Origin of the sequence: Streptomyces graminofaciens (genome assembly GCF_030294945.1) — a bacterium.
Classification (GTDB): Bacteria; Actinomycetota; Actinomycetes; order Streptomycetales; family Streptomycetaceae; genus Streptomyces; species Streptomyces graminofaciens.
Genome location: NZ_AP018448.1, coordinates 11,329,107 through 11,343,735, shown reverse-complemented (window position 1 = coordinate 11,343,735; position 14,629 = coordinate 11,329,107). Strand labels below are relative to the sequence as shown.

The following is a 14,629-nucleotide window of genomic DNA, read 5'->3' as shown; positions in this document are numbered from 1 at the left end:
GGTCATGGCTCACCACGCCCCTTTCCGGACGAGGTGACGCCGTAACTTGCCGGTCGCGGTGCGCGGCAGTGACGGTACGAAGCTCACGCTGCGGGGCACCTTGAAGGCGGCGAGGTTCTCGCGGGCCAGGCAGATCAGTTCGGCTTCCAGGCCCACCGCGATGGGCGGGACGGGGATGACGAAGGCCCGCAGTTTGTTGGCGCCGCGTTCGTCGGTGACGGCGACCACGGCGACGTCCCGGACCGACGGGTGGCCGCGCAGCAGGGCCTCCACCTCCAGCGGGGAGACGGTGATACCGCCGACCATCTCCATGTCGTCGGCGCGGCCCAGATGCCGGAAGGTGCCGTCCGGTTCGCGGCGGGCCCGGTCCCGGGTGGCGAGCCAGCCGCCGACCAAGGCGTGCTCGGTCTCCTCGGGCCGGTTGAGGTAGCCGGGGGTCACCGTCGGGCCGCGCACCCAGAGTTCGCCTTCCTCGCCGTCCTCCACAGGGGTGCCGGCGCGGTCGCGCAGCTCGACCTCGAAGCCGGGGACGGGACGGCCGACCGTACCGGGGTGGTTGTGGTCGAAGCCGTTGGCGCAGAAGGCGTGTCCGGCCTCCGTCGAGCCGATCTGCTCCAGTACGGGGGCGTTGAGCAGTTCGGTGACCTGTTTGCCGAGTACGCCGGGCATGCCCTCGCCGGCCGACACGGCCGCACGTACGGAGGCGAAGCAGTGCTCGTGTCCGCCTGACCGGTCGGCCACCAGGGCCGCGTACGCCGACGGCACCGAGTAGAGCAGGGTGACGCGGTGCCGGGCGACGAGTTCGTCCACGGCGGCCGGGGTGGGCCGGCGGTCGGTGAGGACGGCGCTGGACCCGGAGAAGAGGGGGAAGACGAAGGCGTTGCCGAAGCCGTAGGCGAAGTAGAGCCGGGAGACCGAGAAGGTGACGTCGTCGGGGGTGATGCGCAGCAGGCGTCGGCCGATGAGGTCGTGGTAGGTCTTCGGGTCGCCGTGGACGTGCACGACTCCCTTGGGGCGGCCGGTGGTTCCGGAGGTGTACTGGATGTAGAGCGGGGTGTGCGCGTCGACCGGGTGGGCGTCGGTCGTGGGCGCGGCCGTGCGGGTGAGGGCGACGAGCTGGTCGGCGCCGAGGCGGGTGCGGCGGGCGAAGTGGTCGTCGAGGCCGGGGCCGGTGACACAGAGCGTGGCGTCGGTGTCCTCCGCCATGAACTGGTGCTCCGGCGGCGTGAGTTCGGGGTTGACCAGCACCGCGACGGCGCCCAGTCGGGCGATGGCGAGGAACGCGGCCGCCCATGTGACGGAGTCCGGCAGCGCGAGCACGACCCGGTCGCCGGGGCGGACCCCGTGGTCGGCCAGCACGGTCGCGGCGCGGGCCGCCAGGTCGTGCACCTCGCCGTGGGAGTAGGCGCGGTGGCCCTGGTGGAAGGCGGGCCGGTCGTTCCATCCGCGCCGCTCGGCGAGGGCGGCGAGGTGCGCGGCGAGGTTGCCGGGGGCGGTGGCTTCGGCGGTGAGGGCCGGTTCGGCCGCGGGGTCTTCCGGGCCGACGCCGTCGAGCGGGAGGCCGACGGAGTCGCCGGGCTCGCCGCCGACGCCGATCAGGGCGGCCGGGAGCAGCGTGCGTTGCGGTGTCGTGGTCATCGTGTCGGCTCCTCCGTGACGGACGGGGCGGAGGCGTGGTCGCGGTGGGCGCGCATGAGGGCCGCGGTCTTCAGGAGCATCTCGTCGTACTCGGCGGCGGGGTCCGAGTCGAGGACGATGGCGCCGCCCGCGCCGAGGTGCATCCGGCCCGCCTGGAACACGGCCGTACGGATGACGATGTTGAGGTCGGCGCCGCCGCCGCAGCCGAGGTAGCCGAGCGCCCCGGAGTACACGCCCCGGGCCTCGGTCTCCAGCTCGTCGATGATCTCCATCGTGCGGAGCTTGGGCGCCCCGGTCATCGATCCGCCGGGGAAGCAGGCGCGTACGCAGTCCACCGCGTCGGTGCCCTCGCGGAGCCTGCCCTCGACCGTCGACACCAGCTGGTGCACGGTGGCGTACGACTCCGTCGCCATGAGGCGGGAGACCCGGACGGACCCGGTCTTCGAGACTCGGCCCAGGTCGTTGCGGAGCAGGTCGACGATCATCAGGTTCTCGGCGCGGGTCTTGGCGTCCGCGGCCAGCTCGTCGCGCAGCCGGTCGTCCTCCTCCGGGGTGCCGCCGCGCGGCGCGGTGCCCTTGATGGGCTTGGCCTCGGCGATGCCGTCCGGGGTGATCCGCAGGAACCGTTCGGGCGACGAGCCCGCCACGTCGAGGTCACCGAAGCGGAGGAAGGCCGCGTACGGGGCCGGGTTGGTGCGGCGCAGCACCCGGTAGAAGTCGTAGGGGTCGTACGGGGCGGGTAAACGGACCGCGTTGGTGAGACAGACCTCGTAGCTGGTGCCCGCGTTGAGCTCCGTCTTGCAGGCCTCGATGTCGGCGAGGTAGGTGGCGCGGTCGCGGACGAGCCAGGGCTCGGCGGCGCGCGGGTACGGCGTGCCCGACGGGGCCGCGGCCGGGGTTTCCGTGGACACGAAGGTGAGCTGGGCGATCGCGGCGTCGAGCCAGTCGCCGGCCTCCCGGGCGGCCTGCGGGGTGTCCTCGGCGAGGCAGACGGCGTAGGTGTCGCCCTCCTCGTGGTCCACCGCGATCAGCCGGTCGGCGAAGAGCCAGCAGGCGTCCGGGGTGTCGGCCTCGTGCTGGTTCGGGGAACCGCAGTCCGCCTTCAGCTCGTACCCGAAGTAGCCGACGTAGCCGCCGGTGAAGTCGAAGGGCAGGCCGCTCGCGTCCACCCGGCGGCTCGCCAGCTGCCGCTTCAGATAGTCGAAGACGCTCGCCTTGACCTTGCGGGTGGGCCGCCCGGCCCGCTCGATCTCGCAGAGGCCGGTGGCGACGTCGTAGCGGACGAACTCGGCGAGCGGGCCGGTGCCGTCGCCGAAGAACGAGAACCGCGACAGGCCCTCCTCGACCCGCGAGCTGTCCAGCCAGAACGCGCGCGGCGCGTCGGCACACATCCGGGTGAAGGCTGCCTCGGTGTCGACGGCGGAGGCGATTCGGCGGGTGTGCAGCTTGTACATGGGGCCGGGGGCCCGGCGCGGGCGGGGGATCCCGGCGCCGAGCGGGGTGACGGCCGTGTTCTTCGTACGGGGGCTGCCGGCCCGTTCCGCCGTGAGGTTGCGGAAGTTGACCAGCAGCCGGTGGCCGTGGTCGGTGAGGATCGACTCGGGGTGGAACTGCACGCCCCACAGCGGCCGGGTGCGGTGGCGCAGCCCCATCAGGACGCCGTCCTCGGCCCAGGCGGTCGCCTCCAGGGTCGGCGGCAGCGGCTCGCGCACGGACAGCGAGTGGTAGCGGACCACGCTGAAGTTCTGCGGCAGCCCCCGGAACAGGTCGCGGCCGTCGTGCCGGACGGTCGAGATGTGCCCGTGGCGGGGCCATGGCGCCGGCTCGACGTCGGCCCGCTCTCCCGCCGCGATGCCCTGATGGCCGAGGCAGACGCCCAGGACGGGGATCGTGGCCTCCGCGATCAGGCGCGCGGCGATGCCGAAGTCGCGGGGTTCGGCGGGGTGGCCGGGACCCGGCGACACCACCACATTGTCGAATTCCCGCAGATCCGGAATGTCATCCACGGCGGCGTCATTGAGCACCACAACCGGTTCCTCGCCGTTGACCTCGGCGATCAGCTGGAACAGGTTGTAGGTGTACGAGTCATAATTGTCGATGAGCAAGGTCTTCAACCCGCCCACCTCCCTCTGATCGTTCTCGGACCTAGGCGGTCCGTCGTTTGTGCCGGCCACGGAGCGCCTGAAGCGGCGGATACAGCCATTTCTTGAGGAATCGCTGGAGCCTCGGCATGAGGATCCAGGTGACGATGGCCGTAACGGCCAGACAAAGCAACAGCGTACGGAAAAGTGGATTGAGCTCGCTGAGGTAAGGAAGTATCAGGAGATTGAATAACAGCACGGGTGGGAAGACCGCGCTCATATTCACCAACCACAGTTTCCATTTGGGGGGCGGGCCTGGTGGCGCGGGCGCGGGGGCCCGGGAGGTCTGGAGGTCGAACCAGGCCTTGGAACCCGCGATGCTGCGCCGCCCGGTCTCCCGGGCCAGCCCTTCGGCGCGGGCCGCCCACTGTGCCCAGACAAGGGAGTTCTCCCAGGCCCGAGCCGTATCGTCGCCGTCGAAACGGTAGACAACATGCCACTCCGCCTCTCCGTCGACGAGCACGCCACCCCCCAGAAAACCCGGTTGCTGCGCACTCGCGCGCAGCACGGCCCACCCCCACGAGTGGAAGTCGGCCTCGCGCCCCGGCACCACGTGGTACGCGATGGTGACGGTAACGGGATTCCTGCTCACGCCGACGAATACGCGAAGAAGTGCCGCCCCGTTCAAATCTTCAACGAACTTTTTCAAGTGTCCAGATCGTTCAAATATGACTACCTTTCAGCCAGCTTGGCGTCTTCTGTGAGGCATGGCGAATAGGTAATTTTCACTAATCCTCGGAAGTCGCTTGTCCGGCGAACAGGTAAAGGCGCACCATCCCGACAAGGGCTCCGCCGAGAAAGCGAAGGAGGGCTATGTCCAGGTACGACTGGGACATGCGGCACGAGGGAATCGACCGGGCGCGGGCCGCGATCGAGCCCGTGCGGAAGGAAGTCACCGCGCATCCGATCTACGAGCGGATCGACGACCGCGCGGACATGGCGGTATTCATGGAGCACCACGTTTTCGCGGTGTGGGACTTCATGTCGCTCCTCAAGTCCCTTCAGCGCGATCTGACGTGTGTCGACGTGCCGTGGGTGCCGCGCGGATCCGCGGTCGGCCGACGGCTCGTCAACGACATCGTGCTGGTCGAGGAGAGCGACGAGTTGAACGGCGGCTTCACCAGTCACTTCGAGCTGTACCGGGCCGGCATGGGCGAGGCCGGCGCGGACACCGGGCGGCTCGACACGTTCCTCGGGCTGATCGGGGAGGGGCACGACGTGTCTGCGGCGCTTCGGGTCGCCCAAGTGCCGCAGCCCGCCGCCGAGTTCGTCCGTACGACCTTCGGGATCATCGCGGAGCGGCCGTTGCACTGCCGGGCCGCCGCGTTCGCGTTCTCCCGTGAGGATCTGATCCCCGACATGTTCGATCAGGTGATCAAGAAGGAGGGGACGGAGCGGTTCCCGTTGTTCTGCGACTATCTCGCGCGCCACATCGAGGTGGACGGGGAGGAGCACACACCGATGGCCATGCAGATGGTGGCGGATCTGTGCGGGGATGAGGAACGGCGGTGGGAGGAGGCGGTGGAGACGGCGGTGGTCGCGCTGGAGGCGAGGTCTCGGTTGTGGGACGGGATCGTGGGGGCGATGGGTCAACCCCGCACCCCTTGAGGGGCGCCGGTTCACCGGGGTTCAAGGCGCCGCAGAATATCCACTGCTCTGGTCAGCGTCTCTTGCGTCGCCGTGAACGGGAGCCTCAAGTGCCGGCTCAGCGTGGTGCGGTCCGACGCGAACAGGGGTCCCGGCGTCACCACCAATCCCTGCGCTGCCGCCCTCCTTTCCAGTTCCGCGGCCGTCGTAGGGTCGTCCAGGCGGATCCACAGCGACAAGCCGCCCTCCGGCACGGTGTACGTCCAACCGCTGTCGGCGAGCAGGGAGGCCAGGTGGTCGCGTTGTGCGCGCAGACGTGTCCGGCGGTCGACGAGGATCTCGTCCAGGCCCTCCCCCAACAGCTCGGCGGCGATGAGCTGTTCCAGGGGCAGCGGTGAGAGCTGCGCCTGGAGTGGGTTACGCCGCAGGGCCCGTACCACCTCCGCGGTGGCCCTGATCCAGCCGACGCGCAGGCCGCTCCAGAGGATCTGGACCGGCAGCAGACGGGCCCGGCGGTGGCGCAGGACGGACAGGGCGCCCGGGTAGGTGGGGCTCTCGATCAGGACCGGTGCCCCGCGGTCGGTGTGCAGCTGGTCGGTGAGGAGAGTGAGTGCGGACTGGGCGCCGGAGGTGACGAGGATCTGCTCGGGCCGGGTGGCGAGGCCCGCGCGGGTGTAGCGCTCGGCGAGCAGTTCGCGCAGCCGGGGCAGGCCCGCGCTCGCCACACCCGAGTCGACGAGCAGGGCGGCGCTGCGGCCGGCCGCCCGGTCGAGTGCCGCGAGGTAGGCGGCGTGCGGTGCCGCCGTCACCGCGAGGGTGAGGTCGAGGTCGAGGTCGGCGTCCCCGGCACCGCCCCGGTCCTGTGACCAGGGGGTGGTGCGCTCGGTGAGACGGGCGGGCAGGCGTATGCAGAACGTAGTGCGCCCGCGATCAAGGGGACAGGTGCCACGCGATCTTCGTACGGCTACGTTATGTGCCCATGTCAGCCTTCATCCAGCAGCTCCCGGCGCTGATCGGCGTGGTCATCGGCGCGCTCGGCTCGTATCTGGTCGTCATGCGGGGCGAGCAGGTCAGGTTCCGTCGTGAGCAGGACGCCCGGTGGGAGGAACGACGGCTCACGGTGTACGCGGAGTACGCGCGCGCCCTGAAGCAGACGATCACCCTGACCTACCGGGTCGCCTCCCACTTCGGGAACGACCCGCACCCGCACCCGCTGTCCCCGGACGAGGCCGCCCCGCTGCTGGCGGAGGCGGCCGTGGCCCGTGACCCGGCGGGTGAGGCACTGCTGATGCTGGGCACGACCGAGGTGGTGGAGAAGGCGCGTGCCTGGGTGGTACTGGTCATCGAGATGGAACGGTTCCTGGACGCGGGGACCCGCGACCCGCGGGCCTGGCAGGCACTCCTCGACCGCCAGCGTGCCGCGCGCGAGCAGTACTACGCGGCCGTACGCACCGATCTCGCACTCCCGCCCGGCCACGCGGCACGCTGGGCCCTCCCGTCACCCCGTACGCACGTCTGACTCGGCCATGTCCGGCCCCGTCACCCCGCACGCACGTCTGACGCCCTCACCGGTATCCCGTCGTGTCGGCCGGTTTGTCCGTGTCCTGGACCTCGACGATGTAGCGCCAGGCGTCGGGGCGGCTGCCGTCGAGGTCGGTGAAGCCGTAGACCCGGGCGAGGCCGCCGCTGGAGAGCGACTCGCCGTTCCAGCGGGCCACTTCGGGGTCGGCGGCGAGGGCGGCGACGGCCCGGCCGACATAGCGCGGGGTCTCGGAGATGGCGAAGTGCGGGACGCTTTCCAGGGCGTCCCGCCAGTTGGCCTCGGTGACGCCGAAGGCGTCGAGCATGATCTCCGAGCGCATCCAGCCGGGGGTGAGCGCGACGGCGGTGGCACCGCGCGGGCCCAGTTCGTGGCCGAGGGAGAAGGCCATGCGCAGGACGGACGACTTGGCGAGGTCGTAGAAGAAGGAGTTGCGGTAGGTGGCACGGTTGTAGTCGGCGGTGCCGTCGGTCATCTCGACGACCAGGCCGCCGGGACGGCGCAGCAGCAGGGGCAGCGCGTGGTGGCTGGTGATCGCGTGGGTCTCGACGGCCAGCCGCAGCAGCCGCAGGCCGTCGTCGAGGTCGTGCTCCCAGACCGGCGCGTCCCATGCGAAGAGCTTCTCGCCGCCCCAGATGTCGTTGACCAGGACGTCGAGCCGGCCCTGCTCCTCGGCGATACGGTCCACGAGCGCCCGGACCCGCGCCGGGTCGAGATGGTCGGTGGGTACGGCGATGCCGTGGCCGCCCGCCGCCGTGACCAGGTCTGCGGTGTCCTCAAGGGTCTCCGGCCGGTCGTACTCCGAGCGTCGCTCGCGCGTGCTGCGCCCGGTGACGTACACCGTGGCCCCGGCGACCCCCAGCTCGACGGCGATCCCGCGCCCCGCCCCGCGCGTCGCCCCGGCCACCAGCGCGACCTTGCCCTCCAGCGGACCTGACATCTCCGACCTCCTGTGCGTACCACTGTCACCTTGACGGACACCGGGTGCGTCCCGGTGTCTCGGACACGAGGATGGCGTGGAAGCCGGACATCTTCTGTCGTGTTTTTCGCACGCTCTCTGCCAGGATGCGTCGGCGATGGACGAGAACACGAGCTGTGTGGTGTGCGGTGGAACGGTCGCCCCTGACGGGCACTGCTGGGACTGCGGGGAGAGTCAGCCGGCGTTCCGCGCGCATGTGGAGACGACGGCGGACGGCGGCGCGGCCGGCGTCAGCGACCGAGGTCTGCGACGTGGTGTGAACGCGGACGCGATGGCGCTCACGACGGCCGGTACGTGGACGATCGGTGTCGTCTGCGACGGTGTGTCCATGGCGCCCCGGGCGGAGCGGGCCGCGCGGGTGGCGGCCGAGGGGGGGCTCAACTCGCTGGTGGAGAGGTTGAGTTCGGGGACTCTTCCGGAAGCCGCCCTCGCCGAGTCGGCTGCCCGCGCCGGACGAGCGGTCACGGCCCTCGCGGGGCCTGAGCGGGCGGCCCGGAGCGGTGCGGAGGTCACCGTCTCCCCGGCCTGTACCTACGTCGCCGGTGTCGCGGGCCCGCAGGGCATCTGGGCCGCCTCGGTCGGTGACAGCCGTGCCTACTGGCTGCCGGAGGAGGGCCCCGGCATGGCCCTCACCGAGGACGACACGGGCGACCTCGACACCCTCACCGCCTGGCTGGGCGCCGACGCCGACGAGCCCGTCCCGCACATCCGCAGCTACCGGCCGCCGTGCCCCGGCCGTCTGCTGCTGTGCACCGACGGCCTGTGGCGCCACCTGCCCCACGTCGAGGAACTGAGCGCGATCGCACGGCGCCCGAGACCGGACGGCGAGGGCCCGTTGGCACAGGCGCGGGACCTGGTCGCGTACGCCCTCGAAGCCGGCGGGCACGACAACATCACCGTGCTCGTCGTCCCCGTCGCCGGGTGAGGCCCGGGGCCGGACTGCCACGCCTTCTTGGCAATCCGGCCCCGGAACGCACGCACCTGGGACGCGTCAGCGGTCAGTGACCGCGGGCGATCCACTCCTGGAGGTGCGGCGCCTCGGCACCGATCGTGGTGCTGTCGCCGTGGCCCGTACGGACGACCGTCTCGGGCGGTAGGGCGAGCAGACGGTCCCGGATCGAGTCGATGATCGTCGGGAAGTGGGAGTACGAGCGGCCGGTGGCGCCCGGGCCGCCGTGGAAGAGCGTGTCGCCGGTGAAGACGGTGCCCAGGGCCGGGTCGTACAGGCAGACCGCGCCCGGCGCGTGCCCCGGCGTGTGCATCACGGTCAGGTCGGCGCCCGCGGCCTCGATGATCTGGCCGTCGGCGAGCCAGTTGTCGGGCTGCCGGTCGGGGTGGGTCTGCTTCCACAGCGGCAGGTCGTCCGGGTGGAGCCAGATCTTGGCGCCGGTGAGCTCCGCGAGGGCGGGCGCGGCGTCGATGTGGTCGTTGTGGGCGTGGGTGCACACGATGGCCGACAGTCTGCGGTCGCCCACCGCCGCCGCGATCGCCTCGGCGTCGTGAGCCGCGTCGATGACGATCACCTCGCGGTCGTCACCCACGATCCACACGTTGTTGTCGACGTCCCAGGTGCCGCCGTCGAGCGTGAACTGGCCCGAGGTGACGAGGTGTTCGATACGCGCCGCCATCAGAACGTCACCACCGAGCGGAGGACGTCGCCGGTGTGCATGCGCTCGAAGGCCTTCTCGATGTCGTCGAGGCCGATGGTCTCGGTGACGAAGGCTTCGAGGTCGAGCCGGCCCTGGAGGTAGAGGTTGATGAGCATGGGGAAGTCCCGGTCCGGGAGGCAGTCGCCGTACCAGCTGGACTTCAGTGCCCCGCCGCGTCCGAAGACGTCCAGCAGGGGCAGCTCCAGCTTCATCTCCGGCGTCGGCACCCCGACGAGGACGACGGTGCCGGCCAGGTCACGGGCGTAGAAGGCCTGCTTGTACGTCTCCGGGCGGCCCACCGCCTCGATCACCACGTCCGCGCCGAACCCTCCGGTCAGCTCACGGATCGCCTCCACCGCATCCGTCTCACGGGAGTTGACCGTGTGCGTGGCACCGATGTTCTTGGCGGTGGAGAGTTTCCGGTCGTCGATGTCCACCGCGATGATCTTCTCCGCGCCCGCGAGCCGGGACCCCGCGATCGCCGCGTCCCCGACACCACCACACCCGATCACCGCGACACTGTCCCCACGGCCCACGTTGCCGGTGTTGATCGCGGCACCGATGCCCGCCATCACACCGCAGCCCAGCAGCCCGGCCACAGCCGGGGACGCGGCGGGGTCGACCTTCGTGCACTGCCCGGCCGCGACCAGCGTCTTCTCCGCGAACGCCCCGATCCCCAGCGCCGGCGACAGCTCCTGGCCTGTGGCGGCGAGCGTCATCTTCTGCTTGGCGTTGTGGGTGTTGAAGCAGTACTGGGGCCGCCCCCGCCGACACGCGCGGCAGTTCCCGCACACGGCACGCCAGTTGAGGATCACGAAGTCACCGGGAGCGACATCCGTGACACCCTCGCCCACCGACTCCACCACACCCGCGGCCTCGTGCCCGAGCAGGAACGGAAAATCGTCGCTGATCCCGCCCTGCTTGTAGTGCAGATCGGTGTGACACACCCCGCAGGCCTGGATCTTCACCACGGCCTCACCGGGGCCGGGATCCGGCACCAGGATCGTCTCCACCCGCACCGGCTCGTTCTTCCCCGGTGCGATCACGCCGCGTACTTCCTGCGCCATGGTGAACCCTTCCGTCGATCAATGGCAGGCGATCTCCGCCCATGGTCACCCTACGGAGTGACCGGCTGGTACAGGCCCCGGGCGAGGCGGATCGCTGGCCGAAAACGACGCCTTCGGCATATGCGCCTAGCCCTTCGCACCACTTCCATAAATACCCCCGGGGGTACCTCTGCTACGGTGGTCACATACCCCCGGGGGTACTCACTCCCCGGTGCTTGAGCGAGCAATGGACAACGAGGAGAGGAGCGCTGCCGTGTACTTCGTCGACACCATCGAGGTGCCTGGCCTGGGCAACCGCAGCTATCTGGCGGGTGGCCCCGCGGGCGCCGTGGCGGTCGATCCGCCGCGTGACATCGACCGGATGATCGCGGCCGCGGCCCGGCGGGGCGTGCGGATCGCGTACGTCGTCGAGACGCATGTCCACAACGACTATGTGACCGGCGGCCTCGAACTCGCCCGGCTGACCGGTGCCGCCTACCTGGTGCCCGCCGGGGCGCGCGTCGCCTTCGAGCGGATGCCGGTGCGGGACGGCGACACGGTGGAGGTCGACGCCGGTCTGACCCTGCGTGCCGTGGCCACGCCCGGCCACACCCCGCACCACACCGCGTACGTCCTGGAGGAGGCGGGCCGGGCGGTGGTCGCGTTCACCGGCGGTTCCCTGCTCATCGGCACGGTCGGGCGGCCGGACCTGGTGGAGCCCCGCCTGACCGGTGACCTGGCACGGGCGCAGCACGCCTCCGCGCACCGGCTGGCCGAGGGGCTGCCGGACGAGACGCGGGTGCTGCCGACGCACGGCTTCGGCAGTTTCTGTTCCGCCGCGCAGGCCACGGGCGAGGCCACGACCATCGGGCGCGAGCGGGTCACCAACGAGGCCCTGGTCAAGGACGCGGACACGTTCGTCGCCGACCTGCTCGCCGGGCTCGACGACGTCCCGGCGTACTACGCGCACATGGGTCCAGCCAACGCCGAGGGCCCCGCTCCCGTCGACCTCACGCCGCCGGCCCCGGCCGACGCGGCGGAGATCGCGGCGCGGCTGGCGGCCGGCGAGTGGGTGGTGGATCTGCGCAACCGGGTCGCGTTCGCCGAGGGGCATGTGGCGGGGGCGGTGAACTTCGAGGCGGAGGGGCAGCTGGCCACCTATCTGGCCTGGTTGCTGCCGTGGGGCAAACCGGTGACCTTGCTGTCCGAGTCGCCCGCTCAGCTCGCCGACGCCCAGCGCGAGCTGGTCCGGGTCGGCATCGACCGGCCCGCCGCTGCCGCCACCGGCTCGCCTGCCGAGTGGCTGCGCGCGGGCGAACGGCCGCGCTCGTTCCCGCGTGGCACCTTCGCCGAGCTGGCCAAGGTCCATGACGCCGACGGGACGGTGGTCCTCGACGTCCGGCGCGACTCCGAGCGGGCGGGCGGACACATCGCCGGGTCGCTTCACATCCCGGTCCACCGGCTGCGCGACCGGCTCGGGGAGATACCCGAGGGCACGGTGTGGGTGCACTGCGCCGGAGGCATGCGGGCGGGTATCGCCGCCTCGCTGCTGGACGCGGCCGGGCGGGACGTCGTGGCCGTCGACGACGGTTTCGCCGCCGCGGCCGACGCCGGGCTCCCCCTGTCACGGATCACCCCGGCGCGGGCCCACGCCCGCACGGGCGCCGAGGGTGACGCCGTACTCCTCGATGTGCGTGAGGCCGAGGAGTGGGCCGCCGGGCACGCGCCGGTCGCGGTGCACGCGCCGCTGTCCGCGCTGGCGGCCGGGGCACCGCTGCCAGGGCCGGCGCACGGTCGCCCGGTGGTCGTGATCTGCCGCTCCGGGCGGCGGTCGCAGCAGGCGGCCGCGCTGCTCAGGGCGCGAGGCGCCGACGTGGTGGATGTCCTCGGCGGGATGCGGGCATGGGCGGAGGCCGGGCTGCCGGTGGTGACCGAAGCACCGAAGACCGAGCTTCAGGCAGCCGGCAAGGCGAGGACCGAAGCACCGAAGACCGAGCTTCAGACGGCCGGCAAGGCGAAGACCGAAGCACCGAAGACCGAGCTTCAGACGGCCGGCAAGGCGAAGACCGAAGCACCGAAGACCGAGCTTCAGGCAGCCGGCGCGGCGAGGGCCGATGCCCCACTGATCGGCGGGGTGTCGAAAACCCCGCATGCGGCAGCGAGCGAGGCACTCGGCGCCGCCTTCGCGCACGGTGAGCCGACGGCGTGAGCACACTCGTTCTCGCCCTGGTCGCCGGGGGCGTGATCGGGCTCTCGCTCGGGGCGCTGGGCGGTGGCGGCAGTGTGCTGGCCGTTCCCGCGCTGATCTACCTGCTCGGCTTCAGCCCGGCCGCGGCCACCACCGCGAGCCTGGTGATCGTCACGGTCACCTCGGCCACCGCGCTGGCCGCGCACACCCGGGAGGGCACCGTCCGCTGGCGCGGCGGGGCGCTGTTCGCGGCGGCCGGTCTGGTGCCCGCTGCACTCGGCGGCGCGCTCTCCGCGCGGCTGCCGACGACCGTGCTGACCGGGGCGTTCGCCCTGGTCGCGGGCCTCGCCTCGTACCGGATGCTGCGGCCCTCCGCGACCCGGCGCGAGGAGTCGACCGTACGGACGAGCCGGGTCGCCCTGTCCGGTGCCGGGCTCGGCGGGGTCACCGGGATCCTCGGGGTGGGCGGGGGTTTCCTCGCCGTACCGGCCCTGGTGAACGTCGTGGGCCTGCGCATGCGCAACGCCGTCGGCACCAGCCTGCTGGTCATCACGGTGAACTCGCTGGCCGCGCTCGCGGCCCGGAGGGGTGCCGCCGAGAGTCTCGACTGGGCGGTCGTCGGGCCGTTCGTCGCGGCGGCGGTGCTCGGCGCCTGGGACGGCAAACGGCTCGCGGCCAAGGTCTCCGGGGACACCCTCCGGCGGATCTTCGCCTGGGTGCTGCTGGCGGTGGCCGCGTTCATGCTGGCCGACGTCCTCGTGTGAACCACGGGCCGCCGACCGCCACACGTCTGGGCTCAGCATGCGCCAACGCCGACGGAGCCCGTCACGCCAGCGACAGGAACAGCTTCTCCAGCCGCGCCCGCATCTGCTCCTTCGTCTCCCCGTTCCGCTCGTTCTTCTCCGAGTCGGTGAGGCACTGCTGCAGTCCGGTCGCGATGATCGCGAAGCCTGCCCGGTCCAGGGCACGCGAGGCGGCGGCGAGCTGGGTGACGACGTCCTCGCAGTCCCGTCCCTCCTCGATCATCTTGATCACCCCGGAGATCTGCCCCTGGGCCCGACGCAGCCGGTTCAGCACCGACTTGAGCTCATCACCTTCGAACTGCAGCTCCACGATCACTCCTCTATATACCCTTGGGGGTATTTTACCTCCCCGGGGACGCACCTCCCTGAATCGCTCCCGATTCGCTCCCGATTCGCGCCGGATTCACGCCCGATTCACTCCCGTTTCCCCTCCCGAAAGGATCGCAGCACACCATGCCCACTCCCCGTACCCCCGACGCCGCCGGCTCCCTCGACGCCGACCAGGCCCGCGAGCGGCTGCCCGAGCTGACCGTCCTCGACGTCCGCACCCCCGGCGAGTACGCCTCGGGGCATCTGCCCGGCGCCCTGAACCTCCCGCTCGACCAGTTGGAGCGCGCGCTGCCCGCCCTGAAGGAGTCGAACGCCGCTCTGCTGATGGTCTGCGCGTCGGGGGCCCGCTCCGAGAAGGCGTGCGCGCTGCTCGCGAAACACGGCGTCACGGCCGCCACGCTCTCGGGCGGTACGAGCGGCTGGGCCTCCCGGGGGCACGAACTGCACCGGCCGGCCACGACCGCGCGGGCCGGCTGGGCGATGGAGCGCCAGGTCCGCTTCACCGCCGGCACGCTCGTCATCGCCGGGCTCGCCCTCGGACTGCTGCACCCCGCCTGGCAGTTGCTCGCCGCGGGCATCGCGGGCGGTCTGGTCTTCTCCGCGGTCACCGACACGTGCGGCATGGCCGTGGCCCTGGGGAAGCTGCCGCACAACCGTCCGCGCCCGGCCGACCTGGACGCGACACTCACGGCGCTCCGGGCACGGTAGTGCCCTTCTGATGGACCTCC

General features: G+C 71.5%; 14 protein-coding genes and 1 pseudogene. 7 read left to right on the top strand and 8 right to left on the bottom strand.

Annotated elements, in window-relative coordinates; genetic code table 11:
- Window positions 1-9: 9 nt before the first annotated feature.
- Genes SGFS_RS50045 through SGFS_RS50035 form a run of 3 tightly spaced genes read right to left on the bottom strand, consistent with a single transcriptional unit; the run spans window position 10 to window position 4,407 of the window.
- Window positions 10-1,638: an AMP-binding protein gene (locus tag SGFS_RS50045; RefSeq protein ID WP_286259472.1), complete on the bottom strand. Its 1,629-nt coding sequence runs from the start codon at window positions 1,636-1,638 to the stop codon at window positions 10-12.
- Window positions 1,635-3,752 carry an aminodeoxychorismate synthase component I gene (pabB, locus tag SGFS_RS50040; RefSeq protein WP_286259469.1) on the bottom strand — a complete coding sequence of 706 codons (2,118 nt, stop codon included), beginning with the start codon at window positions 3,750-3,752 and terminating at the stop codon, window positions 1,635-1,637. Before pabB ends, SGFS_RS50045 begins: the two co-directional genes overlap by 4 nt.
- A 31-nt stretch (window positions 3,753-3,783) precedes the next feature.
- A complete protein-coding gene (locus SGFS_RS50035) occupies window positions 3,784-4,407 on the bottom strand; it encodes a hypothetical protein (RefSeq protein ID WP_286260426.1) in 624 nt (207 codons plus the stop codon).
- A 185-nt stretch (window positions 4,408-4,592) separates the two neighbouring features.
- Between SGFS_RS50035 and SGFS_RS50030 the strand changes: the two genes are divergently transcribed.
- Window positions 4,593-5,387: a DUF3050 domain-containing protein gene (locus SGFS_RS50030; RefSeq protein ID WP_286259467.1), complete on the top strand. Its 795-nt coding sequence runs from the start codon at window positions 4,593-4,595 to the stop codon at window positions 5,385-5,387.
- A gap of 11 nt (window positions 5,388-5,398) precedes the next feature.
- On the opposite strand, the gene SGFS_RS50025 is transcribed toward SGFS_RS50030, so the two are convergent.
- Window positions 5,399-6,175, bottom strand: a complete 777-nt coding sequence (locus SGFS_RS50025) for an aminotransferase class I/II-fold pyridoxal phosphate-dependent enzyme (RefSeq protein ID WP_286259466.1) — start codon at window positions 6,173-6,175, stop codon at window positions 5,399-5,401.
- 170 nt (window positions 6,176-6,345) lie between these two features.
- Here SGFS_RS50025 and SGFS_RS50020 point away from each other — a divergent pair, with 170 nt between their 5' ends.
- Window positions 6,346-6,885, top strand: coding sequence for a hypothetical protein (locus tag SGFS_RS50020; protein WP_286259465.1), 540 nt, complete (start codon window positions 6,346-6,348; stop codon window positions 6,883-6,885).
- Window positions 6,886-6,931: 46 nt separating this feature from the next.
- Here SGFS_RS50020 and SGFS_RS50015 read toward each other — a convergent pair whose 3' ends face one another.
- Entirely contained in the window at window positions 6,932-7,846 is a 915-nt protein-coding gene (locus tag SGFS_RS50015) for an SDR family oxidoreductase (RefSeq protein WP_286259464.1), read from the bottom strand.
- Window positions 7,847-7,982: 136 nt separating this feature from the next.
- Between SGFS_RS50015 and SGFS_RS50010 the strand changes: the two genes are divergently transcribed.
- Window positions 7,983-8,810, top strand: coding sequence for a PP2C family protein-serine/threonine phosphatase (locus SGFS_RS50010; protein WP_286259463.1), 828 nt, complete (start codon window positions 7,983-7,985; stop codon window positions 8,808-8,810).
- Window positions 8,811-8,883: 73 nt separating this feature from the next.
- Here the strand turns inward: SGFS_RS50010 and SGFS_RS50005 are convergent, their stop codons facing one another.
- Both SGFS_RS50005 and SGFS_RS50000 read right to left on the bottom strand, forming a co-directional pair.
- Window positions 8,884-9,513, bottom strand: coding sequence for an MBL fold metallo-hydrolase (locus SGFS_RS50005; RefSeq protein WP_286259462.1), 630 nt, complete (start codon window positions 9,511-9,513; stop codon window positions 8,884-8,886).
- Window positions 9,513-10,601 carry an S-(hydroxymethyl)mycothiol dehydrogenase gene (locus tag SGFS_RS50000; protein WP_286259461.1) on the bottom strand — a complete coding sequence of 363 codons (1,089 nt, stop codon included), beginning with the start codon at window positions 10,599-10,601 and terminating at the stop codon, window positions 9,513-9,515. Before SGFS_RS50000 ends, SGFS_RS50005 begins: the two co-directional genes overlap by 1 nt.
- A gap of 253 nt (window positions 10,602-10,854) precedes the next feature.
- On the opposite strand from SGFS_RS50000, the pseudogene SGFS_RS49995 reads away from it, so the two are divergent.
- The 3 genes and pseudogenes from SGFS_RS49995 to SGFS_RS49985 form a co-directional block, all read left to right on the top strand.
- Window positions 10,855-12,198, top strand: a pseudogene (locus SGFS_RS49995) (MBL fold metallo-hydrolase); the annotation flags it as partial.
- A gap of 72 nt (window positions 12,199-12,270) precedes the next feature.
- Window positions 12,271-12,789 carry a rhodanese-like domain-containing protein gene (locus SGFS_RS49990; protein ID WP_434028249.1) on the top strand — a complete coding sequence of 173 codons (519 nt, stop codon included), beginning with the start codon at window positions 12,271-12,273 and terminating at the stop codon, window positions 12,787-12,789.
- Window positions 12,786-13,532 carry a sulfite exporter TauE/SafE family protein gene (locus SGFS_RS49985; RefSeq protein ID WP_286259460.1) on the top strand — a complete coding sequence of 249 codons (747 nt, stop codon included), beginning with the start codon at window positions 12,786-12,788 and terminating at the stop codon, window positions 13,530-13,532. The genes SGFS_RS49990 and SGFS_RS49985 overlap by 4 nt, the downstream gene beginning before the upstream one ends.
- Before the next feature lie 61 nt (window positions 13,533-13,593).
- On the opposite strand, the gene SGFS_RS49980 is transcribed toward SGFS_RS49985, so the two are convergent.
- Complete coding sequence (locus SGFS_RS49980; RefSeq protein ID WP_286259458.1) at window positions 13,594-13,881, bottom strand: metal-sensitive transcriptional regulator; 288 nt, start codon at window positions 13,879-13,881, stop codon at window positions 13,594-13,596.
- A gap of 143 nt (window positions 13,882-14,024) precedes the next feature.
- On the opposite strand from SGFS_RS49980, the gene SGFS_RS49975 reads away from it, so the two are divergent.
- The gene (locus SGFS_RS49975) at window positions 14,025-14,609 is read left to right on the top strand and encodes a rhodanese-like domain-containing protein (protein WP_286259457.1); all 585 of its coding nucleotides are present in this window, start codon (window positions 14,025-14,027) and stop codon (window positions 14,607-14,609) included.
- The last annotated feature ends 20 nt before the right edge of the window (window positions 14,610-14,629 follow it).